21 protein-coding genes are annotated in these 24,949 nt (G+C 55.7%); 15 read left to right on the top strand and 6 right to left on the bottom strand.

Annotated elements, in window-relative coordinates:
- Nucleotides 1-9: 9 nt before the first annotated feature.
- From M2374_RS07185 to M2374_RS07170, 4 genes are all read right to left on the bottom strand, one after another.
- Nucleotides 10-963 carry an ABC transporter permease gene (locus tag M2374_RS07185; RefSeq protein WP_096756157.1) on the bottom strand — a complete coding sequence of 318 codons (954 nt, stop codon included), beginning with the start codon at nucleotides 961-963 and terminating at the stop codon, nucleotides 10-12.
- Between the two features lies 1 nt (nucleotide 964).
- A complete protein-coding gene (locus M2374_RS07180) occupies nucleotides 965-1,954 on the bottom strand; it encodes an ABC transporter permease (protein WP_135911599.1) in 990 nt (329 codons plus the stop codon).
- On the bottom strand, nucleotides 1,947-3,455 hold the full coding sequence (locus tag M2374_RS07175; RefSeq protein WP_181688873.1) for a sugar ABC transporter ATP-binding protein: 1,509 nt from the start codon (nucleotides 3,453-3,455) through the stop codon (nucleotides 1,947-1,949). Before M2374_RS07175 ends, M2374_RS07180 begins: the two co-directional genes overlap by 8 nt.
- A 103-nt stretch (nucleotides 3,456-3,558) precedes the next feature.
- Nucleotides 3,559-4,542, bottom strand: coding sequence for an autoinducer 2 ABC transporter substrate-binding protein (locus M2374_RS07170; RefSeq protein ID WP_096756160.1), 984 nt, complete (start codon nucleotides 4,540-4,542; stop codon nucleotides 3,559-3,561).
- A 413-nt stretch (nucleotides 4,543-4,955) separates the two neighbouring features.
- Here M2374_RS07170 and M2374_RS07165 point away from each other — a divergent pair, with 413 nt between their 5' ends.
- Both M2374_RS07165 and M2374_RS07160 read left to right on the top strand, forming a co-directional pair.
- Nucleotides 4,956-5,594 carry a DUF1007 family protein gene (locus tag M2374_RS07165; RefSeq protein ID WP_181637710.1) on the top strand — a complete coding sequence of 213 codons (639 nt, stop codon included), beginning with the start codon at nucleotides 4,956-4,958 and terminating at the stop codon, nucleotides 5,592-5,594.
- On the top strand, nucleotides 5,585-6,565 hold the full coding sequence (locus tag M2374_RS07160) for a nickel/cobalt transporter (protein WP_181688874.1): 981 nt from the start codon (nucleotides 5,585-5,587) through the stop codon (nucleotides 6,563-6,565). Before M2374_RS07165 ends, M2374_RS07160 begins: the two co-directional genes overlap by 10 nt.
- A gap of 73 nt (nucleotides 6,566-6,638) precedes the next feature.
- On the opposite strand, the gene suhB is transcribed toward M2374_RS07160, so the two are convergent.
- On the bottom strand, nucleotides 6,639-7,442 hold the full coding sequence (suhB, locus tag M2374_RS07155) for an inositol-1-monophosphatase (RefSeq protein WP_096756163.1): 804 nt from the start codon (nucleotides 7,440-7,442) through the stop codon (nucleotides 6,639-6,641).
- 118 nt (nucleotides 7,443-7,560) lie between these two features.
- On the opposite strand from suhB, the gene trmJ reads away from it, so the two are divergent.
- The 11 genes from trmJ (at nucleotide 7,561) to sseB (ending at nucleotide 16,445) form a co-directional block, all read left to right on the top strand.
- Entirely contained in the window at nucleotides 7,561-8,292 is a 732-nt protein-coding gene (gene trmJ, locus M2374_RS07150; RefSeq protein WP_096756164.1) for a tRNA (cytosine(32)/uridine(32)-2'-O)-methyltransferase TrmJ, read from the top strand.
- A 217-nt stretch (nucleotides 8,293-8,509) separates the two neighbouring features.
- A complete protein-coding gene (gene iscR, locus M2374_RS07145) occupies nucleotides 8,510-9,001 on the top strand; it encodes a Fe-S cluster assembly transcriptional regulator IscR (RefSeq protein WP_005120405.1) in 492 nt (163 codons plus the stop codon).
- A gap of 112 nt (nucleotides 9,002-9,113) precedes the next feature.
- A complete protein-coding gene (gene iscS / locus M2374_RS07140; protein ID WP_096756165.1) occupies nucleotides 9,114-10,328 on the top strand; it encodes a cysteine desulfurase in 1,215 nt (404 codons plus the stop codon).
- Nucleotides 10,329-10,353: 25 nt separating this feature from the next.
- On the top strand, nucleotides 10,354-10,740 hold the full coding sequence (iscU, locus tag M2374_RS07135) for a Fe-S cluster assembly scaffold IscU (RefSeq protein WP_002913991.1): 387 nt from the start codon (nucleotides 10,354-10,356) through the stop codon (nucleotides 10,738-10,740).
- Nucleotides 10,741-10,760: 20 nt separating this feature from the next.
- Nucleotides 10,761-11,084 (top strand): iron-sulfur cluster assembly protein IscA, encoded by a 324-nt coding sequence (gene iscA / locus M2374_RS07130; protein ID WP_003835203.1) that lies wholly within the window; start codon nucleotides 10,761-10,763, stop codon nucleotides 11,082-11,084.
- Between the two features lie 200 nt (nucleotides 11,085-11,284).
- Nucleotides 11,285-11,800, top strand: a complete 516-nt coding sequence (gene hscB / locus M2374_RS07125) for a co-chaperone HscB (protein ID WP_181688875.1) — start codon at nucleotides 11,285-11,287, stop codon at nucleotides 11,798-11,800.
- Nucleotides 11,801-11,814: 14 nt separating this feature from the next.
- Nucleotides 11,815-13,665, top strand: coding sequence for a Fe-S protein assembly chaperone HscA (gene hscA, locus M2374_RS07120; RefSeq protein ID WP_096756167.1), 1,851 nt, complete (start codon nucleotides 11,815-11,817; stop codon nucleotides 13,663-13,665).
- Nucleotide 13,666: 1 nt separating this feature from the next.
- Nucleotides 13,667-14,002 carry an ISC system 2Fe-2S type ferredoxin gene (gene fdx / locus M2374_RS07115; protein ID WP_003037690.1) on the top strand — a complete coding sequence of 112 codons (336 nt, stop codon included), beginning with the start codon at nucleotides 13,667-13,669 and terminating at the stop codon, nucleotides 14,000-14,002.
- An 11-nt stretch (nucleotides 14,003-14,013) separates the two neighbouring features.
- Nucleotides 14,014-14,214, top strand: a complete 201-nt coding sequence (iscX, locus tag M2374_RS07110) for a Fe-S cluster assembly protein IscX (RefSeq protein WP_003037694.1) — start codon at nucleotides 14,014-14,016, stop codon at nucleotides 14,212-14,214.
- 61 nt (nucleotides 14,215-14,275) lie between these two features.
- Nucleotides 14,276-15,559 (top strand): aminopeptidase PepB, encoded by a 1,284-nt coding sequence (gene pepB / locus M2374_RS07105; protein WP_117343508.1) that lies wholly within the window; start codon nucleotides 14,276-14,278, stop codon nucleotides 15,557-15,559.
- Nucleotides 15,560-15,668: 109 nt separating this feature from the next.
- On the top strand, nucleotides 15,669-16,445 hold the full coding sequence (gene sseB / locus M2374_RS07100) for an enhanced serine sensitivity protein SseB (protein ID WP_137399750.1): 777 nt from the start codon (nucleotides 15,669-15,671) through the stop codon (nucleotides 16,443-16,445).
- Between the two features lie 98 nt (nucleotides 16,446-16,543).
- Here the strand turns inward: sseB and sseA are convergent, their stop codons facing one another.
- Nucleotides 16,544-17,389, bottom strand: coding sequence for a 3-mercaptopyruvate sulfurtransferase (sseA, locus tag M2374_RS07095; RefSeq protein ID WP_096756169.1), 846 nt, complete (start codon nucleotides 17,387-17,389; stop codon nucleotides 16,544-16,546).
- A gap of 207 nt (nucleotides 17,390-17,596) precedes the next feature.
- Between sseA and M2374_RS07090 the strand changes: the two genes are divergently transcribed.
- Nucleotides 17,597-22,528, top strand: a complete 4,932-nt coding sequence (locus M2374_RS07090; protein ID WP_259154147.1) for an alpha-2-macroglobulin — start codon at nucleotides 17,597-17,599, stop codon at nucleotides 22,526-22,528.
- Nucleotides 22,529-24,835 carry a peptidoglycan glycosyltransferase PbpC gene (pbpC, locus tag M2374_RS07085; RefSeq protein WP_404979190.1) on the top strand — a complete coding sequence of 769 codons (2,307 nt, stop codon included), beginning with the start codon at nucleotides 22,529-22,531 and terminating at the stop codon, nucleotides 24,833-24,835.
- Nucleotides 24,836-24,949 lie beyond the last annotated feature (114 nt).

Genomic DNA, 24,949 nt, shown 5'->3' with positions numbered 1-24,949 from the left:
CTCCTGGAATCAGGCTTTACGATTCTGTAATGCGATAAAGAGGATCAGCACCGCGCCCCACAGCGCCATCGTCAGATAGCTACTGACCCCCAGCAAGTTAAGGCCGCTTTCCAGCATTTGCAGCACAATGAGCGCCAGCACCAGGCCGATAATACGCCCGAAGCCGCCATCCGGGTTGATGCCACCCAGCACCGAGGCGAGGATGGTGACCAGCAGATAGGATTCGCCGTATCCGGCTTTTGCCGAGTTAAATTTCGCCATCATCAGGATGGCGGCTACCCAGCCGAGCAGGGCCGAAATGACGTACACGGAGATCTGTACCCGTACCGTATTCACGCCGCTGTAGCGGGTTGCCTGTTCGTTGGACCCGACGAGATACAGGCTGCGCCCAAGTGTGGTGTGTTCCAGCAATACCCACAGCAGGATGGCCACGAGGAAAAAGAGCAGTAGCGCCACGGGGATACCGGCAATCGTGCCGTTACCCAGGTATTGAATAGCGGTCGGGAAGCCGGAAATGACCGTGCCGTTAGAGAGCAGAATATTCAGCCCGGAGATAAGCGTCATGGTGCCGAGCGTGGCGAGGATCGGCGACACGCCGACCCAGGCGATCAGCGCGCCATTCAGCGTACCAATGGCTACCGCCACGGCAGCTCCCGCCAGCAGGGCGATGACCAGGAACAGAGGGTTATCTGGATGGGCGACAATGATTGCCGCCATTACCAGCGAGCAGGCGTTAGCTCCGGCAATAATGGACAGGTTAATGCCGCCGGTCAGCATGGTCATACCCATTCCCAGCGCCAGCATGCCGAGGATCGGTAGCTGTGAGCTGATGGACTGGAAGTTAGCCACGCTGAAAAAACGGCTGCCAAGCAGGGCCGAGAAGACCAGCGCGACGACCACAATAATGATGCATTGCAGACGAATGATGGCATCACCGGGTAAAAATCTGGCGATTGTTTTCATCTCAAAGCTCCCTTGCCAGTTTACGTTTTTCGTTCCAGGCCGTGGCGCTAATGCTGACCAGGATAATGGCGCCGCTGAACACGGTGTGCCAGTAAGAGGAGACGCTCAGCAGCGTCAGGCCGTTTTGTAAGAAGGCCAGCAGGACAACGCCGAGCAACGTTCCGGTCAGGGTACCGCGTCCACCGCTCATGCTGGTTCCCCCGAGCACGACCGCCGCCAGTACCGTCAACTCAAAACCGAGCAGGGAGTTGGGCGCGACGGATTGGGTGATTTGCGCCTGCACCACGGCGGCAACGCCTGCCAGAATCCCCATGTAGCCGTACACGTAGAAATGCAGCTTCAGCAAATTCAGACCCAGGCGCGACGCTGCGTCGCGGTTGCCGCCCATGGCGTAAACCTGGCGGCCGAGGCGGGTATAGTTCATCAGTACGGCAGTCACAATAATCACCGCCGCCAGACACAGCAGGGGCAGGGTCAGTCCGTAGTCGTAGCCGTCCGCTGCGGTGAACGAGAACCAGTTGATGCCGTTCATGAACCAGTCCGGGAAGCCATACAGCCAGGTACCTTTAGTGGCGTACACCAGCAGACCGTAGTAGACGTTCAGCGTGGCGATGGTAATGATGATCGCCGGTACGCGCAGCCAGTAGACCAGAAAGCCGTTAATAAGCCCGAGCAGCAGTCCGACGGCAATGGCAATAACCAGCGCCAGCGCAAAGTTGCCGCCGTGGCCGATCACCCAACTGGCCATCGCGTACTGGGCAATGGCGGTCATCGCCGGGAATGAAATATCGATCCCACCGGAAATCAGCACCACAAACAGGCCGCAGGCCAGAATGCCGAGAATGGCGTAGCTGGTGGCGACGTCCGTAAGGTTCCCCAGCGACAGGAACTCATCGGTACTAACGCTTAGTCCTACGGCGAGTGCCACCACCAGCAGGCCCAGCCAGAATTCATGTTGCCCGAGCAAACGGGAGAAATGCAGACTATTCATTGATGACCTCGACCACTTCAGCAATCTCCTCTTCACGACACTGATGAGGATTAAATTCCGCCACCAGTTTGCCGCGACGCATCACCAGCACGCGGTGGCTGTTGTAATAGGCTTCCTGGATCTCATCGCAGATCATCAGCACCGCCATTCCCTGCTCGGCCAGATCGCGGGCAATCTGGTAAATGCCTTCTTTGTTGGCAATGTCGACGCCAACGGTGGGGGAATCGAGGATCAGGATGCGCGGATGGGTCGCGACCCATTTGGCAATGGCGATACGCTGGGCGTTGCCGCCGGAGAGCGTTTTGACCGGCAGGTGCGGATCGGACACTTTGATGTTCAGCTCGCGGATCAGATCAGCGACCAGCTTTTGTGCTTTAGCATGGTCGAGCAGGCCGCTGCGGGTATGCAGTTGATCGAAGACCGTGACGATAGTGTTGTCGTAGATCGACTGCTCCATGATCAGTCCCTGCGTCAGGCGATCTTCTGAGACGTAGCCGATCCCGTGCTGGATGGCATCGTGGTTATTACGCAGCCGGACCGGCTGACCGTTAATACGCATTTCACCGCTCTCTGGGGGGGTCATGCCAAACAGGCTCAGACACAGCTCGGTGCGCCCGGCGCCCAGCAGGCCGACAATCGAGACAATCTCACCACCGTGCAGTGACAAATTAATATTCTGGTATTTTCCGCGACGGCTCAGGTTGCGCAGTTCCAGCAACGGTTCGTGGGAGTCGAATGACTTCTCCGGCAGCGGGCTGTAATGGAAGCGTTGCCCGGTCATCAGGAAGGCCAGTTCGTGGCTGTCCAGTTCGCTGGCAGGATACGTGCCGACCAGTTTCCCGTCGCGCATCACGCTGATCCGGTCAGCCACCTCCATCACTTCATCAAGACGATGGCTGACAAATACCACGCAAATGCCGGCGGCTTTCAGTTCGTTAACCACCCGCAGCAGGCCGTTGACTTCCTGACGGGTTAACGAGGCGGTGGGTTCATCCATGATGACCAGCCGTGCGTCGGCGGCAATCGCCCGGCAAATCGCCACCAGTTGGCGGTCGGCGATGGAGAGTTTCTCGACCTTTTTGTCCGGATCGAGGGTTACACCAATGCGCTTCATGGCTGCCAGCGCTTGTTGTTTCATGGCGCCGCGACGTACCCATATATCACCGCCGGGCAGGTAGCGGTTAACCGCAATATTTTCCGCGACGCTAAAATTGGGGAATAGCGACAGATCCTGATAGATGACCTGGATGCCATAGTGAGAAGAAAGCTGTGGCGTCAGGTGATGGAACAGCTTGCCATCAAGTAAAATCTGCGCGCCTTTTTCAGGGTGATAGACCCCGGAGATCACTTTAATGATGGTGCTCTTGCCACAGCCGTTTTGGCCCGCCAGACAGTGAACTTCGCCTTTTTTCAGTGTCAGATTCACGTTATCCAGCGCCAGCACGCCCGGGAATTGTTTGCTGATATTCTCAAGAGTGATAAATGCGGTGGTGTCTGCCATGGACAATACCCCTGCGAGCGTCCTGACGGACGCTGAGTGTGAGTGTGGTGGATAGCGCCGACCAGGCGGTCGGCGTTAAGGTTCCCTGGTGTTGGCTAAAGCCTTAGAAACCGAGTGATTGCGCGTTGTCTTTGGTGACTTCGAGGATCTTGTTAAAACGGATCACTTTCTTCTCCATGTCGATATCGGCTTTCCCTAAACCATCGATACTCAGATCGGTATTGACCTCTTTGCCTTGCAGCAGTTGGTCAGCAACCGTCACCAGTGCGTAGCCCGCATCTTTCGGGTCCCACAGCAGTGCTTTTTTGATATCTCCACGCATCAGGTAAGGTGCGGCCTGGGCTGGCATGGCGATACCGACGACGGCAATTTTATCCTTGGCACGTTTTTTCTGTACGGCCTGGCCTGCCCCAATTGGACCCAGTGAACCGAAGCCGATAATCCCTTTCATTTGTGGATAGGTTTTCATCAGATCCAGCGTCGTGGAATAGGACTTATCAATACTTTCCGCTACCGGCAGACGCGAGGTCACTTCGAACATCTCCGGGTATTTTTCTTTCTGATACTTAATCGCGTAGTCGGCCCATGCGTTATGCAACGGCACGGTCAGCGAACCGACATAGATGGCATAACCCCCTTTGCCGCCCATACTTTTCGCCAGCTCATCAACGTTGGCCTGCGCATATTTTTCACTGTCGATGGTTTCGATATCCCACTGGCCGATTTGCTCGTCCGGGGATTCGTGCGTCAGGACCACAATGCCTTTCTCGCGCGCTTTTTTCAGTACCGGCTCAAGGACCTTGGCATCGTTTGGCACTACGATTATCGCATTCACGTTTTTGGCGATTAGATCTTCAATCACTTTCACCTGCTGAGCCGGGTCTGGCGTAGACGGACCGGTCTGGTAAGCGTTCACATCCAGTTTTTTTGCTGCTTCGTTAACGCCGGTCTCCATACGGTTAAACCAGGGAATACCAGTGACTTTGGCAACCACAGCAATTTCATATTTTTCCGCCGCAAAGGACGTGCCGGACAACATGCATGCAGAAACCAGGGTTGCACTGAGTAATGCGAGTTTGAATTTCATAGTTGTACCTTTAGTAGGGGGCAGGGCATGTCACGGCGTGAGGTTAACAACGAAGGGAAGAGGGAATGAATCATAAATCCTGTGAATGTGATCTATGCCCATTTTTGTAAAATGCAGGATCTATTTGAGTTAATTTTTAGTTAAATGTGAAGGCTTTCGCGTGTGTGAAGTCAAATTTATTGTTATCAAACAATTAAAACGAAACTAAATATTAACATTTTGTTATCATTTGCATTAAGGGGATGCGGTAAATCCTCTTTTTTTCCGTTGCCAACGATGAACAAATTTTCGAAATTGAGAACTGAATCGATACCGGAAAAGGGGCTCAATATTTTATCGTTCAATGCTATCCTCAGCGTATTCTCGCCAACGACGTCCTTTTGATGGCGGGCTGGATTTATTGTGGAGAAATCATGCCGCGTGTTAAACGCATCATTGTCACGTTGTTTCTGGTCGTCCTGTCTTTTGGCGCGGGCGCGCATCCTCACAGTTTTATTCATCTGAAAACCGAACTGGTGAGTGAAAATAACCAGTTTGTGGCGTTGAAAATGCGCTGGACGATGGATGAAATCACCTCCGCTGACCTGCTGTACGATGCGGGCAATGCCAAACCGGGGGATGAGATCTGGAAAAAACTGGCTGCGGAAGTGATGGCCAATGTCCTCGGACAGCACTATTTCACCGAAGTGTGGCACAACGGGCAAAAGGTAAAATTTAAAAATCGCCCGACGGAATATGGCATGGAGCGCGAGGAACATCAGGCGGTGCTGACGTTTGTACTGCCGTTGGCCCAACCACAGCCGCTTGCCGGACAGACTTATAGTATTTCCACGTTTGATCCCACCTACTACGTGGATATGAGTTACGACCAGGACCGCGATGTCGCGCTGGCGCCGGGCTTCAGCAAGCAATGCCGGATTAGCATGCATACCCCGACGCCTAATGAACAAACGCTGAGCTTTGCGCAGTCGCTGGATAAAGAAGACGCGCCGCCGGAGGATATGGAGTTGGGTAAACAATTTGCGCAGACGGTAACGCTACAATGTCAGTAGTTTATCAACAACGCGTAGCCAGACGCCGCTGGCTAATGCTATGGCCACTGGCGCTCTTTTTACTGCTGGCGATCGGTGGCGCACTTTGGATCTGGCAGGCCTGGCCGCAGGTAATGGTGCAAAGTATTCTCTGGCAACGGGACGTTAACCAGCAGATGAGCGGCTTGCTGAAAGCGGTGGCTTCCAATCCCACCCGTGCGGGCGGATCGCTGCTGCTGTTTAGCTTTATTTATGGGGTATTGCACGCGCTGGGTCCGGGGCACGGAAAAATCGTCATCACCACCTGGCTGGCGACGCATCCCTCGAAGCTGAGGTCGAGCATCGGGCTGACGCTGGCCTCGTCCTTATTACAGGGGCTGGTGGCGATCGGTCTGGTCGTTGTGGTGCTCACGGTACTGCAACTGCCCGCCCGGCAACTGCATATGAGCAGTTTCTGGCTGGAGAAAGCCAGCTATGCGCTGGTCGGCGTGTTGGGGGGGGTACTGTGTTGGCGGGCGTTAAAAAAAATACGCGCGCTGCTGCGTCGCCCGACATTTACCGCTTTCACGCCGCATCATGTGCATGATGAACGCTGTGGTTGCGGGCATCAGCATGTGCCCAACCCGGAACAGCTGCAAAGCGGCGATGACTGGCGCGCCCGGCTGATAATCATTCTCTCGATGGGAATGCGCCCTTGTTCCGGCGCCATAATGGTGCTGCTGTTTAGTAAAGTGGTGGGCGTCTTTGGCTGGGGCATGGCGTCGGCGCTGGCGATGGCAGCGGGAACCTCTCTGACCATTACTTCTCTGGCATTACTGGTACACAGTTTTCGGACGATGGCGCTGAAACTCAGCGGCAATAAAGCGCCGGTATTGTGGCGACAGATGGCCTGGACCACGCTGGCACTGGCCGGTGGTGCGATTTTAGTGGTTGCTGCGGTGGTTATGTGGGTGAGTGCGGTGCCGGTGGGAAGGGGATTACGACCGTTTTAGGTTAGTAAGCGGTATGAGTATGAAATGTAGGCCGGACAAGACGCGTCAGCGTCGCATCCGGCACCACAACTGATTAACGCTTCAGCGCGTCGCTCAGTTCGTCACGCATGTTCGCCAGCATGGCTTTCACTACGCGCGGGTTACCTGCAACGATGTTGCCGGTTGACATGTAGTTATGACCGCCGGTGAAGTCGCATACCAGTGCGCCTGCTTCACGTGCAATCAGTTCACCTGCGGCAAAATCCCACGGCTTCAGGCCGATTTCGAAGTAACCATCAACGCGTGCGGCGGCAACATAGGCCAGATCCAGCGCAGCAGAACCGGTGCGGCGGAAGTCAGCGCATTCGGTGTACATTTTGCCGAGGATCTTCATATAAGAAGGGGCGTGCTGTTTGGCTTTGAACGGGAACCCGGTGGCGATGATGGTGCCATCCAGATCGCGAGCGGTGCTGCCACGCAGACGGTAGCCGTTCAGCTGTGCGCCCTGACCGCGCGTTGCGGTGAACAGTTCGTTACGCATTGGATCGTAAACAACGGCGACTTCAGTACGGCCTTTAATGCGTACTGCGATGGATACCGCGAAGTGCGGCAGACGTTTTACGAAGTTGGTGGTGCCATCCAGTGGATCGATAACCCATTGAACATCCAGATCTTCACCAATATGTTCACCGCTTTCTTCGGTGATGATGGTGTGCTGAGGGTAAGATTTGCGGATTGTTTCGATAATAATCGCTTCTGCGGCTTTATCGACGTTAGTCACGAAATCATTGCTGCCTTTCTGGCTGGTTTCTACAGAGTCTGGTGTTTCGTAGTGTTTGGCAATTACATTACCCGCCTTGCGCGCTGCGCGCACGGCGATGGTCAGCATCGGATGCATCGGTCTCTCTCACTGGATGTTAAAGAACGGGAAAACGGCGCAGAGTATAGCAGTGAGTTCGGTATATGTCTTCGTTTTATGATAATATGGCCGAATAATCTTTAGCCGAAGAAAGACAATGCTGCAAAATATTCGAATTGTGCTGGTGGAGACCTCTCACACCGGCAATATGGGCTCCGTTGCCCGCGCAATGAAAACCATGGGTTTAACCAATCTGTGGCTGGTGAATCCGCTGGTCAAACCTGACTCCCAGGCCATCGCCCTGGCGGCCGGTGCCAGCGACGTGATCGGTAATGCGCAAATCGTCGATACCCTCGATGAAGCGCTGGCTGGCTGTAGTCTGGTGGTCGGAACCAGCGCGCGCTCCCGTACCTTGCCGTGGCCGATGCTCGACCCGCGCGAATGCGGTTTAAAAAGCGTCGCCGAAGCGGCGAACACCCCGGTTGCGCTGGTATTTGGTCGTGAACGTGTAGGTCTGACCAACGACGAACTGCAAAAATGCCATTATCACGTCGCGATTGCCGCGAACCCGGAATACAGTTCGCTGAACCTGGCGATGGCGGTTCAGGTCATTTCTTATGAAGTGCGAATGGCCTGGCTGGCAACGCAGGAAAGCGGTAAGACGACAGAATACGAAGAAACCGAGTATCCGCTGGTCGATGATTTAGAGCGTTTTTACGGTCATCTGGAACAGACGCTACTGTCGACGGGCTTTATCCGCGAGAACCATCCGGGGCAGGTGATGAACAAACTGCGTCGTCTGTTCACGCGTGCGCGTCCTGAGAGCCAGGAGCTGAATATTCTGCGCGGAATGCTTGCTTCTATAGAGCAGCAGAATAAAGGAAAGTAGGCGTCTTGATACCGTATAGCTGCACGATTTGTAGGCCGGATAAGCGAAGTGCTATCCGGCAAATGAAAACGGCACTGAAGGTTAAATACCTGACTAATTTAGTCAAGTAAATAGTTGACTGATTTAGTCGGGAATGTCAGACTTGCCCCTGCTATGCAATACCCCCATTTTACAATAAAAAACCCCGGGCAGGGGCGAGTTTGAGGCTAAGTAAGACATGAGACTGACATCAAAAGGGCGTTATGCCGTGACCGCAATGTTGGACGTTGCGCTCAACTCCGAAACGGGCCCGGTACCGTTGGCTGATATTTCTGAACGTCAGGGCATTTCCCTGTCGTACCTGGAGCAGCTGTTCTCCCGTTTGCGTAAAAACGGTCTGGTTTCAAGCGTACGTGGACCAGGCGGCGGGTATCTGCTGGGTAAAGATGCAGGCAGCATCGCAGTAGGTGAAGTCATTAGCGCTGTTGACGAGTCGGTAGATGCCACCCGTTGTCAGGGCAAAGGTGGTTGTCAGGGCGGCGATAAGTGCCTGACCCACGCGCTGTGGCGCGATCTGAGCGACCGTCTGACGGGTTTTCTCAACAACATTACGTTGGGTGAACTGGTGAATAACCAGGAAGTCCTGGATGTGTCTGGTCGCCAGCACACGCATGACGCTCCACGCAGCACCCGCACGCAAGACGCGATCGACGTTAAGTTACGCGCATAATAAAAGTATTTTAGAATCAGGCCGGGGTGTTGGACACCCCGTTAACTCGGCCGTACATCCAGCCGGTTGCCTGGTTCCTTGCATTGAAGCGATGTACGGAGTTTATAGAGCAATGAAATTACCGATCTATCTCGACTACTCCGCAACCACGCCGGTGGACCCGCGTGTTGCCGAGAAAATGATGCAGTGTCTGACCCTGGACGGAAACTTTGGTAATCCAGCGTCCCGTTCTCACCGTTTTGGCTGGCATGCTGAAGAGGCGGTAGATATCGCCCGTAATCAGATTGCTGACCTGGTGGGTGCCGATCCGCGTGAAATCGTCTTTACTTCCGGCGCGACCGAATCCGACAACCTGGCGATTAAAGGTGCGGCCAACTTTTATCAGAAAAAAGGCAAGCACATCATCACCAGCAAAACGGAACACAAAGCCGTGCTGGACACCTGTCGTCAGCTGGAGCGCGAAGGGTTTGAAGTCACCTACCTCGCCCCGCAGCGTAACGGCATTATTGACCTGAAAGAACTCGAAGCGGCGATGCGTGATGACACCATCCTCGTTTCTATTATGCACGTGAACAACGAAATTGGCGTGGTGCAGGATATCGCGGCTATCGGCGAAATGTGCCGTGCGCGTGGCATCATCTATCACGTTGATGCGACCCAGAGCGTGGGCAAACTGCCTATCGACCTGAGCCAGCTGAAAGTTGACCTGATGTCCTTCTCCGGTCACAAAATCTACGGTCCGAAAGGTATCGGCGCACTGTATGTTCGTCGTAAACCGCGTATCCGCATCGAAGCACAGATGCACGGCGGTGGTCACGAGCGCGGCATGCGTTCTGGTACGCTGCCTGTCCACCAGATCGTGGGTATGGGTGAAGCTTACCGTATCGCGAAAGAAGAGATGGAAACCGAGATGGCGCGCCTGCGCAGTCTGCGTAACCGTCTGTGGAACGGCGTGAAAGACATGGAAGAGGTCTACCTGAATGGTGATCTTGAGCATGGCGCACCGAACATCCTTAACGTCAGCTTTAACTACGTTGAAGGCGAGTCGCTGATCATGGCGCTGAAAGATCTGGCCGTTTCTTCCGGTTCTGCCTGTACGTCTGCAAGCCTGGAACCTTCCTACGTGCTGCGCGCGTTGGGTATGACTGACGAGCTGGCACACAGCTCAATCCGTTTCTCTTTAGGTCGTTTCACTACCGAAGAAGAGATTGACTACACCATCGATCTGGTTCGCAAGTCTATCGGCCGTCTGCGTGAACTTTCCCCGCTGTGGGACATGTTCAAACAGGGCGTAGACATCAACAGCATCGAATGGTCACATCATTAATCGGTACCGATAAGGAGAATTCATCATGGCTTACAGCGAAAAAGTAATCGATCATTATGAGAATCCACGTAACGTGGGTTCTTTTGACAACAGCGACGAGAACGTGGGCAGCGGTATGGTGGGTGCACCGGCCTGTGGCGACGTGATGAAGTTGCAGATCAAAGTCAACAATGAAGGTATCATTGAAGACGCGCGTTTTAAGACTTATGGCTGCGGTTCCGCCATTGCCTCCAGCTCCCTGGTTACCGAATGGGTGAAAGGGAAATCGCTGGACGAAGCACAGGCGATTAAAAACACCGATATCGCAGACGAGCTTGAACTGCCACCGGTGAAAATTCACTGTTCTATTCTGGCTGAAGACGCGATTAAAGCCGCGATTGCGGATTACAAAAGCAAACGTGAAGCAAAATAATTAAGAGTTGAGGTTTTATTATGTCGATTACCTTAAGCGACAGTGCAGCAGCGCGAGTAAATACCTTCCTGGCAAACCGTGGTAAAGGGTTTGGCCTGCGCCTGGGTGTGAGAACCTCCGGCTGCTCAGGTATGGCCTATGTACTGGAATTTGTTGACGAGCCGGCGGCTGAAGATACCGTGTTTGAAGACAAAGGCGTTAAAGTCGTGATCGACGGTAAAAGCCTGCAATTTCTGGACGGTACGCAGTTAGACTTCGTCAAAGAAGGTCTGAACGAAGGGTTTAAGTTCACTAACCCTAACGTGAAAGACGAGTGTGGATGCGGCGAAAGCTTCCACGTGTAACGCGTTCCTCTGTTATACCGATTAATTCGTGATGCAGAAAGGCGGCAAGCGAGTGAATCCCCAGGAGCTTACTTGAGTAAGTGACTGGGGTGAACGAGTGTAGACAACGCATCTGCTGCGCGAAGTAAGAAGGTATAACCCCACCGTGGCCTTGCTGCTACGTGTGGGGTTTGTTCTAACAGGCTACCCCTGAGAATGTTATGGACTACTTCACCCTCTTTGGCTTACCGGCCCGCTATCAGCTCGATACTCAGGCGCTGAGCCTCCGTTTTCAGGATCTACAACGTCAGTATCATCCTGATAAATTTGCCAGCGGTTCCCAGGCGGAACAACTTGCTGCAGTTTCGCAGTCCGCCACGATCAACCAGGCCTGGCAAACGCTGCGTCATCCCTTGATGCGCGCTGAATACTTACTGTCTTTACACGGCTTTGATATCAGAAACGAGCAGCACACGGTGCGCGATACCGCGTTCTTGATGGAGCAACTCGAGCTGCGCGAAGAGCTGGACGAGATTGAACAGACTAAAGACAGTGAACGTCTGGATGCGTTGATGAAACGCATCAACGAGATGTACCAGGTTCGCCATCAGTTGATGGTCGAACAGCTGGACAGCGAAGCGTGGGACGTGGCGGCTGAGACCGTGCGTAAACTGCGTTTTCTCGATAAACTGCGAAGCAGTGCAGAACAACTCGAAGAAAAACTGCTCGATTTTTAATTTCGGAAGCGAAAATGGCCTTATTACAAATTAGTGAGCCTGGTCTGAGTGCCGCACCGCACCAGCGTCGTCTGGCGGTAGGCATTGACTTAGGCACCACCAACTCTCTGGTCGCGACCGTACGCAGCGGCCAGGCCGAAACGCTGGCTGACCACGAAGGTCGCCACCTGTTGCCGTCAGTGGTTCACTATCAGCAGCAGGGCTACGCTGTCGGCTACGATGCCCGTGCCAACGCGGCGCTGGACACTGCAAACACCGTCAGTTCGGTAAAACGTATGATGGGGCGCTCGCTCGCGGATATCCAGGCGCGTTATCCGCATCTGCCGTATACGTTCCAGGCAAGCGAAAACGGCCTGCCGATGATCGAAACCGCAGCGGGTTTGCTCAATCCGGTACGCGTGTCCGCCGATATTCTCAAAGCACTGGCCGCACGGGCGACCGAAGCGCTGTCCGGTGAACTGGACGGCGTGGTGATCACTGTTCCCGCCTATTTTGATGACGCGCAGCGTCAGGGTACCAAAGACGCCGCGCGTCTGGCGGGCCTGCACGTGCTGCGTCTGCTGAACGAACCGACCGCTGCCGCGATTGCCTATGGCCTGGATTCGGGTCAGGAAGGCGTGATTGCGGTCTATGACCTCGGCGGCGGCACGTTTGATATTTCTATTCTGCGCCTGAGCCGTGGTGTGTTTGAAGTGCTGGCGACGGGCGGCGATTCCGCGCTCGGTGGTGATGATTTCGACCATCTGCTGGCTGATTATATTCGCGAGCAGGCGGGCGTGGCCGATCGCAGCGATAACCGCGTACAGCGCGAGCTGCTCGATGCCGCGATTGCCGCCAAAATTGCACTCAGCGATGCTGAATCCGTCACGGTTAACGTGGCCGGGTGGCAGGGTGAAGTTACCCGCGAAACCTTTAACGAACTGATTTCCGCCCTGGTTAAGCGCACGCTGCTGGCCTGCCGTCGTGCACTGAAAGATGCCGGCGTTGAGGCGCAGGACGTTCTGGAAGTCGTGATGGTCGGTGGTTCAACACGCGTACCGCTGGTGCGTGAACGCGTGGGTGAGTTTTTTGGTCGCACACCGCTGACCTCTATCGACCCGGACAAAGTGGTGGCTATCGGTGCGGCTATCCAGGCGGACATTCTTGTCGGCAACAAGCCTGACAGTGAAATGCTGCTGTTGGACGTCATCCCGCTGTCCCTGGGGCTGGAAACCATGGGCGGTCTGGTGGAGAAAGTGATCCCGCGTAACACCACCATTCCGGTGGCCCGCGCGCAGGACTTCACCACCTTCAAAGATGGCCAAACGGCGATGTCGATTCATGTGATGCAGGGCGAGCGTGAACTGGTGCAGGATTGCCGTTCTCTGGCGCGTTTTGCACTGCGCGGCATTCCGGCGCTGCCGGCGGGTGGGGCGCATATTCGCGTGACCTTCCAGGTTGATGCAGATGGACTGCTGAGCGTCACGGCCATGGAGAAATCCACCGGCGTGGAATCCTCTATCCAGGTCAAACCGTCCTACGGTCTGACGGACAACGAAATCGCTTCCATGATCCAGGATTCGATGAGCTTTGCCGAGCAGGATGTAAAAGCCCGCATGCTGGCAGAGCAGAAAGTCGAAGCTGCACGCGTACTGGAGAGTTTATCCGGTGCGTTGAACGCTGATGCCGCGCTGTTAAGCGCCGCAGAACGTCAGGCCATCGACGCCGCCGCCGCGCATTTGAGCGAGGTTGCACAGGGTGACGATGTTGACGCTATCGAACAAGCCATTAAAAACGTAGACAAACAAACCCAGGAATTCGCCGCTCGCCGCATGGACAAGTCCGTCCGTAGCGCGCTGAAAGGCCATTCCGTGGACGAGGTTTAATATGCCAAAGATTGTTATTTTGCCTCATCAGGATCTCTGTCCCGATGGCGCAGTTCTGGAAGCTGAGACCGGTGAGACCATTCTCGACGTTGCCCTGCGTAACGGCATCGAGATTGAACACGCCTGTGAAAAATCCTGTGCCTGCACCACCTGTCACTGCATCGTGCGTGAAGGCTTCGATTCCCTGCCGGAAAGCACGGAAGAAGAAGATGACATGCTGGACAAAGCCTGGGGACTGGAGCCGGAGAGCCGTTTAAGCTGCCAGGCTCGCGTCACCGAAGACGATTTAGTGGTCGAAATCCCACGTTACACAATCAATCATGCGCGTGAGCATTAACAGAGGGTAGTATGGGACTGAAGTGGACCGACAGCCGTGAAATCGGCGAGGCGCTGTACGACGCGTTCCCCGATCTCGATCCCAAGACCGTTCGTTTCACCGATCTGCATCAATGGATCTGTGACCTGGAAGAGTTCGATGATGATCCGCAAGCATCGAACGAAAAAATCCTTGAGGCCATTTTGCTGGTCTGGCTGGACGAAGCTGAATAAGTCAACGGGCTGCCCACGGGTGGCCCGTTTTCCTGTATGCGCGAAAATAAGGATAAATAAAATGACAGAAGCCATGAAAATTACGCTTTCCACGCAGCCTGCTGACGCGCGCTGGGGTGAAAAAGCGACTTACAGCATTAACAGTGACGGCATTACCCTACACCTTAATGGAAAAGACGATCTGGGCCTTATCCAGCGCGCCGCGCGGAAAATCGACGGTCTGGGTATCAAACATATTCAGCTGGAAGGCGAAGGCTGGGACACCGAGCGCAGCTGGGCATTCTGGCAGGGCTACAAAGGACCTAAAGGCAGCCGTAAAGTTGAGTGGGCCCCGCTCGACGACGCGCAGCAGAAGGAACTGGATAGCCGCCTGAAAATCATTGACTGGGTACGTGACACCATCAATGCCCCGGCGGAAGAACTCGGCCCGGAACAGCTGGCGCAGCGCGCGGTTGATCTGCTGTGCAGCGTGGCGTGCGATAACGTCTCTTACCGCATCACCAAAGGCGAAGATCTGCGCGAGCAGAATTACATGGGTCTGCACACGGTAGGTCGTGGATCTGAACGTCCACCGGTACTGTTGGCGCTGGACTATAACCCAACCGGTGATAAAACCGCTCCGGTTTACGCCTGCCTGGTCGGCAAAGGGATCACCTTTGACTCCGGCGGTTACAGCATCAAGCAAAGCGCGTTTATGGACTCAATGAAGTCCGATATGGGCGGCGCGGCCACGGTAACGGGCGCTCTGGCGTTTGCCATCACTCGCGGTCTGAACAAACGTGTGAAGCTGTATCTGTGCTGTGCGGATAACCTGATCAGCGGCAATGCCTTCAAGCTCGGCGATATCATTCGCTATCGCAACGGCAAAAATGTTGAAGTGATGAACACCGACGCCGAAGGCCGTTTGGTGCTGGCAGATGGCCTGATTGACGCCAGTGCGCAGAAACCGGAATTGATCATCGATGCCGCGACGTTGACCGGTGCGGCGAAAACAGCTCTGGGTAACGATTACCATGCGCTGTTTAGTTTTGATGACCAGCTGGCAGCCCGTCTGATGGCAAGCGCGGCGCAGGAGAATGAACCGTTCTGGCGCCTGCCGTTGGCGGAATTCCACCGTAACCAGTTGCCGTCCAACTTTGCCGAGCTGAACAACACCGGCAGCGCGGCCTATCCTGCGGGCGCAAGCACCGCGGCGGGCTTCCTGTCGCATTTTGTGGAAAACTATCAGCAAGGCTGGCTGCATATCGACTGCTCTGCAACCTATCGCAAGGCACCGGTTGAGCAGTGGTCCGCGGGCGCGACCGGTCTGGGTGTGCGCACCATCGCGAATCTGCTGACTGCCTGAAAGGTGTTTTTGTAGGCCGGGTAAGCGAAGCGCCACCCGGCATTTTGCCTGATGCGACGCGGTGCGTCTTATCAGGCCTACAACCCATATGTACAAAATTTGTGATCTTATGTCCGAAATAAAAAATGAATTAGAAACGTTGCTGGAAAAAGCAGCGACGGAGCCTGCGCATCGTCCGGCCTTTTTCCGCACGTTGCTGGAATCCACCGTCTGGGTTCCGGGTACGGCCGCAGAAGGCGAGGCGGTAGTTGAAGACAGCGCACTGGATCTGCAGCACTGGGAAAAAGAAGACGGCACCACCGTGATCCCGTTTTTCACCTCCCTAGAAGCCCTGCAGCAGGCCGTTGAAGACGAACAGGCGTTTGTTGTGATGCCAGTACGCACGCTGTTTGAAATGACGCTGGGTGCGACGCTGTTTCTCAACGCCAAACTGCCGACCGGCAAAGAATTTATGCCGCGTGAAATCAGCCTGCTGCTCGGTGAAGAAGGCAATCCGTTGAGTACCCAGGAAGTGCTGGAGGGCGGCGAGTCGCTGATCCTCTCCGAGGTCGCGGAACCTCCGGCGCAGATGATCGACTCGCTCACGACGCTGTTTAAAACCATTAAACCGGTAAAACGGGCGTTTATCTGCTCGATTAAAGATAGCCCGGATGCCCAGCCTAATCTGCTGATTGGCATTGAAGCCGAGGGCGATATTGAAGAGATTATTCATGCCACGGGCAGCGTAGCGACCGATACGTTACCGGGTGATGAACCGATTGATATCTGCCAGGTGGTGAAAGGTGAGAAAGGGGTCAGCCACTTTATTACCGAACACATCGCGCCGTTCTACGAGCGCCGCTGGGGCGGTTTCCTGCGCGATTTTAAACAGAACCGGATCATCTAAAAGATCTTGCCGAATGGCCACGCATACGTCTTATCCAGCCTACGATTTACACTATTTTGTAGGCCGGATGCGCGACGCGCCATCCGGCATTTCCAGCTTTATAGTATCGGTTCTACCGGTAAATCATTGCGTGCACCCCATTCGCTCCATGCCCCGTCATACAGGGCCACGTTAGGGACACCCAGCGTGGTAAGCGCCAGTACCACCACGGCGGCGGTTACGCCGGAGCCGCAACTGGCGATAATCGGTCTGTCAAAGCTCACGCCGTGGCTAAAGAAGATAGCGTCCAGTTCCTCGGTGGTTTTTAACTCGCCGTCGCGAACCAGTTCAGTCCACGGTACGTTTAGCGCACCGGGAACATGACCACGCCTCAGGCCAGGACGTGGCTCATCAACTTCCGCATTGAAACGCGCAGCCGGACGCGCATCAACAATCTGTGCTGTTTTTTCATGGCTGGCCAGCAGGACATCGGTCACTCGCACCACGGCTTCCGGCGTAAACGTAGCGTCAAACTCGCCTTCTGACAAATCAACGTTCCCTGCCTGCAGCGGGAATTCATCACGCTGCCAGCTTGCGAAACCGCCCGCCAGAATGGAGACATTTTCCACGCCAAATGTGCGCAGCATCCACCAGGCGCGCGGGGCAGAAAACAAATTGCCGTCATCGTAAATGACCAGGTGTTTATCCTGATGTACGCCCAGTTCGCGCATGGCTACGGCGAACGCCTCCGGGCGTGGCATCATATGCGGTAATGCTGAGGTATGGTCGGAGAGCGCTTCGATATCAAAAAAGACCGCGCCAGGGATATGGCCAGCGCGATACTCCTCGCCAACATCACGATCTTCCTGCCCTGGAGGCGCCATCCGGGCATCAAGAATCTGTATTTCCGGATCGTCAATGTGTTCGACAAGCCAGTCGGCAGCGACAAAGAAGGCGGTGGTCATAGGCATCTCCATTTTTACCAGGTTTCGGCAAATTGTCGGCTGTTTACCGTCAGGGGACAAGTAAAAGAGGCTGATTTGTCAGGGTGGATCGACATTATTCGCGAAAATTCAGATAACGTTGATTGGTTACAGACTTCCACATCCTGAAATCTCACGCATAATAGGGGTTCTACGTAGCTAACGGGCCGCTCAGGCCAGGGATGAAAAATGAAACATTTACGCGTAGCGACCTGTATGCTGATGCTTGCGCTGGCGGGGTGCGATAATAATGATAAGCCGTCGACGGACGCGAAAAATGATACGCCTGCCCCACAGACCTCGTCGGTAAAAGATCCGGCGCAATTACACAAGCTGACACAGCAAAGTCAGGGTAAACCGTTGACGCTACTGGACGCCTCCGAAGTCCAGTTAGACGGCGCGGCGACGCTGGTGCTGACGTTCTCCATCCCCCTCGATCCTGAGCAAGATTTTTCTCGCGTACTGCACGTTGTCGATAAAAAAAGCGGCAAAGTGGACGGGGCCTGGGAATTGGCGCCCAACCTGAAAGAGCTACGCTTACGTCATCTGGAGCCCAACCGCGAACTGGTGGTGACTATTGAGCGCGATTTACTGGCGCTGAATAAGGCGACGTTTGGCACTGAATATGAAAAAAACATCACCACTCGCGATGTCCAGCCGAGCGTCGGATTTGCCAGTCGTGGCTCGCTGTTGCCAGGCAAAGTGATCGAAGGCCTGCCGGTGATGGCGCTGAACGTCAACAGCGTGGATGTGAATTTCTTTCGCGTGAAGCCGGAGTCGCTTGGCGCGTTTATCAGCCAGTGGGAATACCGCAACTCATTGTCTAACTGGGAATCCGACAACCTGCTGAAAATGGCAGAGCTGGTTTATACCGGGCGCTTTGACCTTAATCCGGCACGCAATACCCGTGAGAAACTGCTGCTGCCGCTGGGCGAAATCAAGCCGTTGCAGCAGGCGGGGGTGTACGTTGCGGTGATGAACCAGGCCGGGCAATACAATTACAGCAATGCTGCCACGCTATTTACGCTCAGCGATATTGGCGTATCCGCACACCGTTACCACAATCAGCTGGATGTCTTTACCCAGAGCCTGGAAAACGGCGCTGCGCAGCAGGGTATAGATGTTACCTTGCTCAATGAGAAAGGGCAGACGCTGGCGCAGGCGACCAGCGATGCGCAGGGACACGTGAAGCTCGAGACGGATAAAGACGCCGCCATATTGCTGGCGCGTAAAGACGGGCAAACCACGCTGCTGGACCTGAAATTACCGGCGCTGGATCTGGCTGAATTTGATATCGCGGGGGCACCGGGATACAGCAAACAGTTCTTTATGTTCGGTCCGCGCGATCTCTATCGTCCCGGTGAAACGGTGATCCTCAACGGATTACTGCGCGACAGCGATGGCAAAACGTTGCCCGATCAGCCGGTGAAGCTGGAAGTCGTTAAGCCCGATGGGCAGGTATTACGCACGGTGGTCAGCCAGCCCGAAAACGGTCTGTACCGTCTGACCTGGCCGCTGGACAGCAGTGCGCCAACCGGTATGTGGCATATTCGCGCCAACACCGGCGATAACCGCTCACGGATGTGGGATTTCCACGTCGAAGATTTTATGCCCGAGCGGATGGCGCTCAACCTCACTGCCAATAAAATGCCGATTACACCGGCTGACGATGTGAAGTTTTCGGTGGTGGGTTACTACCTGTACGGTGCGCCTGCGAATGGTAATGCTCTGCAAGGTCAGCTATTCCTGCGACCACAGCGTGAAGCGGTGTCTGCATTGCCGGGATTCCAGTTTGGCAATATTGCTGAAGAGAATCTCTCCCGCAGTCTGGATGAAGTTCAGCTGACGCTGGATGAAAACGGTCGTGGCGAAGTCACAACCAGCAGTCAGTGGCAGGAAGCTCACTCGCCGTTACAGGTCATTTTGCAGGCCAGCCTGCTGGAGTCGGGTGGCCGTCCGGTGACCCGTCGGGTAGAACAGGCTATCTGGCCTGCAGATACCCTGCCGGGTATTCGCCCGCAATTCGCAGCCAAAGCCGTTTATGATTACCGCACCGATACCACGGTGAATCAGCCGATCGTTGATGAAGACAGCAACGCCGCGTTTGATATTGTTTATGCCGATGCAAAAGGCGAGAAAAAAGCGGTTTCCGGCTTGCAGGTGCGGTTGATCCGCGAACGTCGGGATTACTATTGGAACTGGTCTGAAGGAGAGGGCTGGCAGTCGCAGTTCGATCAAAAGGATCTGGTCGAAGGCGAGCAAACACTGGATCTTACCGCTGATGAAACCGGTAAGATCAGCTTCCCGGTGGAGTGGGGCGCTTACCGTCTGGAAGTGAAAGCACCCAACGATACGGTGAGCAGCGTGCGCTTCTGGGCCGGATACAGCTGGCAGGATAACAGCGACGGCAGCGGGGCGGTGCGCCCGGATCGTGTCACTCTGAAGCTGGATAAACCCAATTATCGTCCTGGCGACACCATGAAGTTGCACATTGCCGCGCCTGCTGCCGGTAAAGGCTATGCAATGGTGGAATCCAGCGAAGGCCCGCTGTGGTGGCAAGAGATCGATATCCCTGCAAATGGTCTGGATCTCTCTATTCCGGTCGACAAAACCTGGAACCGCCATGACCTCTATCTTAGCGCGTTGGTGATCCGCCCTGGCGACAAATCCCGTTCGGCTACGCCAAAACGCGCGGTCGGGTTACTGCATTTGCCGCTGGGCGATGAAAATCGTCGCCTGGATTTGACGCTGGAAAATCCGGCTAAAATGCGCCCGAATCAACCGTTGACCGTTAACATGAAAGCCAGTGTCAAAAATGGTGACGTGCCTAAACAGGTTAACGTCCTGGTCTCCGCTGTAGACAGCGGGGTGTTGAATATCACCGATTACGCTACCCCGGATCCGTGGCAGGCATTTTTTGGCCAGAAACGCTATGGCGCGGATATTTATGATATTTACGGCCAGGTAATCGAAGGGCAAGGGCGTTTGGCGGCACTGCGTTTCGGTGGCGATGGTGATGAGCTAAAACGCGGCGGCAAACCGCCGGTTAATCACGTCAATATCGTGGCGCAACAGGCGCTGCCGGTCACGCTCAACGAGAAAGGTGAGGGCACGGTAACGTTGCCGATTGGCGATTTTAACGGTGAACTGCGGGTGATGGCGCAGGCCTGGACCGCAGATGACTTTGGCAGTAGCGAGAGTAAAGTGATCGTCGCTGCACCGGTGATCGCGGAACTGAATATGCCACGCTTTATGGCCGGCGGTGATACCTCGCGCCTGACGCTGGACGTCACCAATCTGACAGATAGGCCGCAGACGCTGAATATTCAGCTTACCGCCAGCGGCTTAGTGTCACTGATGGGCCAAAACCCTGCCCCGGTGGATCTGGCACCTGGCGTGCGTACCACGTTGTTTATTCCAGTACGGGCACTGGAGGGATTCGGCGATGGTGAGATTCAGGCCGTTATTAGTGGTTTGACGCTGCCAGGTGAAACGCTCCCCGTTCAACATAAACAGTGGAAGATTGGCGTGCGTCCGGCGTTCCCGGCGCAAACTCTCAATAGCGGCGTGGCGCTGCAAGCCGGTGAAACCTGGCAGTTACCGGACGGGGAACTGACCAACTTCTCCCCGGCAACGGTGCAGGGGCAACTGCTGTTCAGCGGCAAGCCGCCGCTGAATCTGGCGCGCTATGTTCGCGAATTGAAAGCCTATCCTTACGGCTGCCTGGAGCAGACTGCCAGCGGATTATTCCCGTCGTTGTATACCAACGCCGCACAGTTGAAGGCGTTGGGTATAGCGGGTGATAGCGATGAAAAACGCCGCATGGCGGTTGAAATAGGTATTTCCCGGTTACTGCAAATGCAGCGTGACGATGGGGGATTTGCGCTGTGGGATAAGAACGGGCCGGAAGAGTACTGGCTGAGTGCCTATGTCATGGACTTCCTCGTCCGGGCAAATGAACAGGGCTACAGCGTCCCGAGCGAGGTGATCAACCGGGGCAATGCGCGTCTGCTGCGTTATTTACAGGATCCGGGCATGATGTCGATTCGCTACACCGACGACACCGCAGCCAGCCGGTTTGCCGTACAGGCCTATGCCGCGCTGGTACTGGCCCGTCAGCAGAAAGCGCCGCTGGGCGCTCTGCGTGAGATCTGGGAACGTCGAGCTCAGGCCGCCTCTGGCCTGCCGCTGCTGCAATTGGGCATTGCGCTGAAAAACATGGGCGATGCGAATCGCAGTGAACAGGCGCTGACGTTGGCACTCAATACGCCGCGCCGAGATACGCAGCAGTGGATGGCGGATTACGGCAGTCAGCTACGCGACAACGCGCTGATGCTGGCCTTGCTGGAAGAGAATAAACTGAAACCCGACGTGCAAAATACTTTGCTGAATACGCTGTCGGAGCAGGCTTTCGGTCAGCGCTGGCTCTCCACGCAGGAGAATAATGCGCTGTTCCTTGCTGCCCGTACGCTGCAGGATCTGCCGGGCACGTGGCAGGCGCAGACCTCTCTCTCTGAACAACCGCTGGCGGGTGATAAATCGCAAACCCGAAATCTGGATGCGGAACAGTTAGCGACGCTGGCGGTGACCAACACGGGTAATCTGCCGCTGTGGCTGCGTCTGGACGTCAGCGGCTATCCGCAAAGTTCACCGCAGCCTGCCAGCAATGTACTGCTCATTGAACGTCAGGTGCTGGGCACCGATGGGCAGAGTAAATCGCTCTCGTCTCTGCGCAGCGGCGAGCTGGTGCTGGTCTGGTTGACGGTTAGAGCCAGCCAGAATGTTCCGGATGCGCTGGTGGTCGATCTTCTGCCTGCTGGTCTGGAACTGGAAAACCAGAATCTGGCCAACGGTAGCGCCAGCCTGCAGGATAGCGGCAGCGAAGTGGCGAATTTGCTTAATCAAATGCAGCAAGCGGATATCCAGCACGTTGAATTCCGCGACGATCGCTTTGTCGCGGCGGTGGCTGTCAACGAAGGGCAACCGGTCACGCTGGTGTATCTGGCGCGCGCGGTCACACCGGGGACGTATCAGGTACCTGTACCCCAGGTTGAATCGATGTATGTTCCGCAGTGGCGTGCCACCGGCACGGCTGAGGGCCCGATGATTGTCAGACCGTAAATGATGCATCGGTGGGTTAAACGCAGCGGCTGGCTGGTAGCCGCTGCGTTGCTGACAGGGGCAGCGGTGTGGACGGCGGATAAAATCTGGCCGTTGCCGCTGCATGAGGTTAATCCTGCGCGAGTAGTGGTGGCTCAGGACGGGACGCCGCTGTGGCGCTTTGCCGACGCGGACGGTATCTGGCGTTATCCGGTCACGCTTGAAGAGGTCTCGCCCCGTTATCTTGAGGCGCTCATTAACTACGAAGATCGCTGGTTCTGGAAACATCCCGGCGTCAATCCGTTTTCTGTGCTTCGCGCCGCCTGGCAGGATCTCACCTCCGGGCGCGTGGTCTCCGGAGGCAGTACGCTCACCATGCAGGTGGCGAGGCTGCTCGACCCACATCCGCGCACTTTTGGCGGTAAGTTTCGCCAGCTCTGGCGTGCATTCCAATTGGAATGGCATCTCTCCAAACGCGATATCCTGACGCTGTATCTTAACCGCGCGCCGTTTGGTGGGACGCTGCAAGGCGTTGGTGCCGCAAGCTGGGCGTATCTGGGTAAATCACCGGCACAACTCAGCTACTCCGATGCCGCATTGCTGGCTGTACTGCCGCAGGCGCCGAGCCGTCTGCGTCCGGACCGTTGGCCGGATCGGGCGCAAGCCGCGCGCAATAAAGTGCTCGATCGCATGGCGACGCAGGGCGTCTGGTCGGCAAAACAGGCGCAGGAATCACGCGAAGAACCGGTCTGGCTGGCACCGAGGCAGATGCCGCAATTGGCGCCGTTATTCTCACGCATGATGCTGAACAAAAGCAGCAGCAACAAAATTGTCACCACGCTGGACGCCGGGCTGCAACGTCAACTGGAGGAGATGGCGCAAAACTGGAAGGGGCGGCTTCCGGCGCGCAGTTCGCTGGCGATGATTGTGGTCGACCATACCGATATGCGCGTACGTGGTTGGGTGGGCTCGGTGGATATGAATGACGACACCCGCTTTGGGCATGTGGATATGGTGAGCGCGATCCGCTCACCGGGATCGGTGCTGAAGCCCTTTGTCTATGGACTCGCGTTGGAGGATGGACTGGTTCACCCGGCCTCATTATTGCAGGATGTACCGCGGCGTACCGGGGATTATCGTCCGGGGAATTTTGACAGCGGTTTTCATGGCCCGGTAAGCATGAGCGAGGCGCTGGTGCGCTCGCTGAATCTGCCGGCAGTCCAGGTACTGGAAGCCTACGGCCCGAAACGTTTTGCCGCCAGGCTGCGTAACGTGGGGTTACCGTTGTATTTACCGGCAGGGGCTGCGCCAAATCTGTCACTGATCCTCGGGGGCGCGGGAGCCAGGCTTGAGGATATGGTCGCGGCGTACAGCGCCTTTGCCCGTCAGGGAAAAGCAGGAAAGCTCCGTCTGCAGCCGGAAGACCCGCTGCTGGAACGCCCGCTGATGTCCGCTGGTGCGGCGTGGATTATCCGGCGGATTATGGCGGACGACGCGCAGCCCCTGCCGGATAACGCCCTGAGTCGTGTGGTACCGCTGGCGTGGAAAACGGGCACCAGCTACGGCTATCGCGATGCGTGGGCGATTGGTGTTAACTCACGTTACGTGATTGGCATCTGGACCGGCAGACCCGACGGCACGCCGGTGGTGGGGCAATTTGGTTTTGCCAGCGCCGTGCCTTTGCTGAATCAGGTTAACAACATGCTGCTGGCTCGTGGAACAAACCAGCCTGAAGACCCGCGACCAGAGTCGGTCAGCCGGGGCGTGGTGTGCTGGCCGGGTGGGCAATTTTTGCCCAACGGGGACGGTAACTGTCGTCGCCGTTTAGCCACCTGGCTACTGGACGGTAGCCAGCCGCCTACGCTGTTATTACCCGAGCAGGAAGGGGTTAACGGTATTCGTTTTCCCGTCTGGTTAGATGCGTCAGAAAAACGCGTGGCGCCAGACTGCCCGCAAGCGCGGGAACAGACGTTAATTGTCTGGCCGTTGCCGCTGGAGCCCTGGCTGCCGCCATCCGAGCGGCGAGCCGCTCGGCTACCGCCAGTTTCCGCAACCTGCCCGCCGTTGGGGCAGGACGCTTCTTTACCGCTGCAGTTGACAGGCGTTCGCGATGGCGCGATTGTGAAACGCTTACCCGGTTCACCAGCGGTCTCCGTGCCGCTACAAACCAGCGGTGGGACAGGTGAACGCTGGTGGTTTCTTAACGGTGAGCGGCTGGAAGAACGTGGGCGGAGTCTGACCCTGCGCTTAACGGTCGCAGGAGAGTACCAGCTGTTGGTTATGGATGACGGTGGGCAGGTTGCCACGGTGAGATTTGCTTTGCAGTAGACCAGTCTGATGTTATTTGTTGCTGAAATTCATCTTATTTTAAAGAAATGTTACCTTCATCAATAGTCAATTGCCGGGATGCTCTTTATAATCCGCGCCAGGTAAACCACAACA

It is taken from the genome of Citrobacter sp. JUb117, from assembly GCF_024809055.1.
Classification (GTDB): domain Bacteria; phylum Pseudomonadota; class Gammaproteobacteria; order Enterobacterales; family Enterobacteriaceae; genus Citrobacter; species Citrobacter gillenii.
This window is presented reverse-complemented; position numbering and strand designations above follow the sequence as displayed.

What these genes read in the sequence shown, in the direction of transcription:
- M2374_RS07185 (WP_096756157.1), bottom strand. Translation starts at nt 963, where the DNA reads ATGAAAACAATCGCCAGATTTTTACCCGGTGATGCCATCATTCGTCTG.
- M2374_RS07180 (WP_135911599.1), bottom strand. Translation starts at nt 1,954, where the DNA reads ATGAATAGTCTGCATTTCTCCCGTTTGCTCGGGCAACATGAATTCTGG.
- M2374_RS07175 (WP_181688873.1), bottom strand. Translation starts at nt 3,455, where the DNA reads ATGGCAGACACCACCGCATTTATCACTCTTGAGAATATCAGCAAACAA.
- M2374_RS07170 (WP_096756160.1), bottom strand. Translation starts at nt 4,542, where the DNA reads ATGAAATTCAAACTCGCATTACTCAGTGCAACCCTGGTTTCTGCATGC.
- M2374_RS07165 (WP_181637710.1), top strand. Translation starts at nt 4,956, where the DNA reads ATGCCGCGTGTTAAACGCATCATTGTCACGTTGTTTCTGGTCGTCCTG.
- M2374_RS07160 (WP_181688874.1), top strand. Translation starts at nt 5,585, where the DNA reads ATGTCAGTAGTTTATCAACAACGCGTAGCCAGACGCCGCTGGCTAATG.
- suhB (WP_096756163.1), bottom strand. Translation starts at nt 7,442, where the DNA reads ATGCATCCGATGCTGACCATCGCCGTGCGCGCAGCGCGCAAGGCGGGT.
- trmJ (WP_096756164.1), top strand. Translation starts at nt 7,561, where the DNA reads ATGCTGCAAAATATTCGAATTGTGCTGGTGGAGACCTCTCACACCGGC.
- iscR (WP_005120405.1), top strand. Translation starts at nt 8,510, where the DNA reads ATGAGACTGACATCAAAAGGGCGTTATGCCGTGACCGCAATGTTGGAC.
- iscS (WP_096756165.1), top strand. Translation starts at nt 9,114, where the DNA reads ATGAAATTACCGATCTATCTCGACTACTCCGCAACCACGCCGGTGGAC.
- iscU (WP_002913991.1), top strand. Translation starts at nt 10,354, where the DNA reads ATGGCTTACAGCGAAAAAGTAATCGATCATTATGAGAATCCACGTAAC.
- iscA (WP_003835203.1), top strand. Translation starts at nt 10,761, where the DNA reads ATGTCGATTACCTTAAGCGACAGTGCAGCAGCGCGAGTAAATACCTTC.
- hscB (WP_181688875.1), top strand. Translation starts at nt 11,285, where the DNA reads ATGGACTACTTCACCCTCTTTGGCTTACCGGCCCGCTATCAGCTCGAT.
- hscA (WP_096756167.1), top strand. Translation starts at nt 11,815, where the DNA reads ATGGCCTTATTACAAATTAGTGAGCCTGGTCTGAGTGCCGCACCGCAC.
- fdx (WP_003037690.1), top strand. Translation starts at nt 13,667, where the DNA reads ATGCCAAAGATTGTTATTTTGCCTCATCAGGATCTCTGTCCCGATGGC.
- iscX (WP_003037694.1), top strand. Translation starts at nt 14,014, where the DNA reads ATGGGACTGAAGTGGACCGACAGCCGTGAAATCGGCGAGGCGCTGTAC.
- pepB (WP_117343508.1), top strand. Translation starts at nt 14,276, where the DNA reads ATGACAGAAGCCATGAAAATTACGCTTTCCACGCAGCCTGCTGACGCG.
- sseB (WP_137399750.1), top strand. Translation starts at nt 15,669, where the DNA reads ATGTCCGAAATAAAAAATGAATTAGAAACGTTGCTGGAAAAAGCAGCG.
- sseA (WP_096756169.1), bottom strand. Translation starts at nt 17,389, where the DNA reads ATGACCACCGCCTTCTTTGTCGCTGCCGACTGGCTTGTCGAACACATT.
- M2374_RS07090 (WP_259154147.1), top strand. Translation starts at nt 17,597, where the DNA reads ATGAAACATTTACGCGTAGCGACCTGTATGCTGATGCTTGCGCTGGCG.
- pbpC (WP_404979190.1), top strand. Translation starts at nt 22,529, where the DNA reads ATGATGCATCGGTGGGTTAAACGCAGCGGCTGGCTGGTAGCCGCTGCG.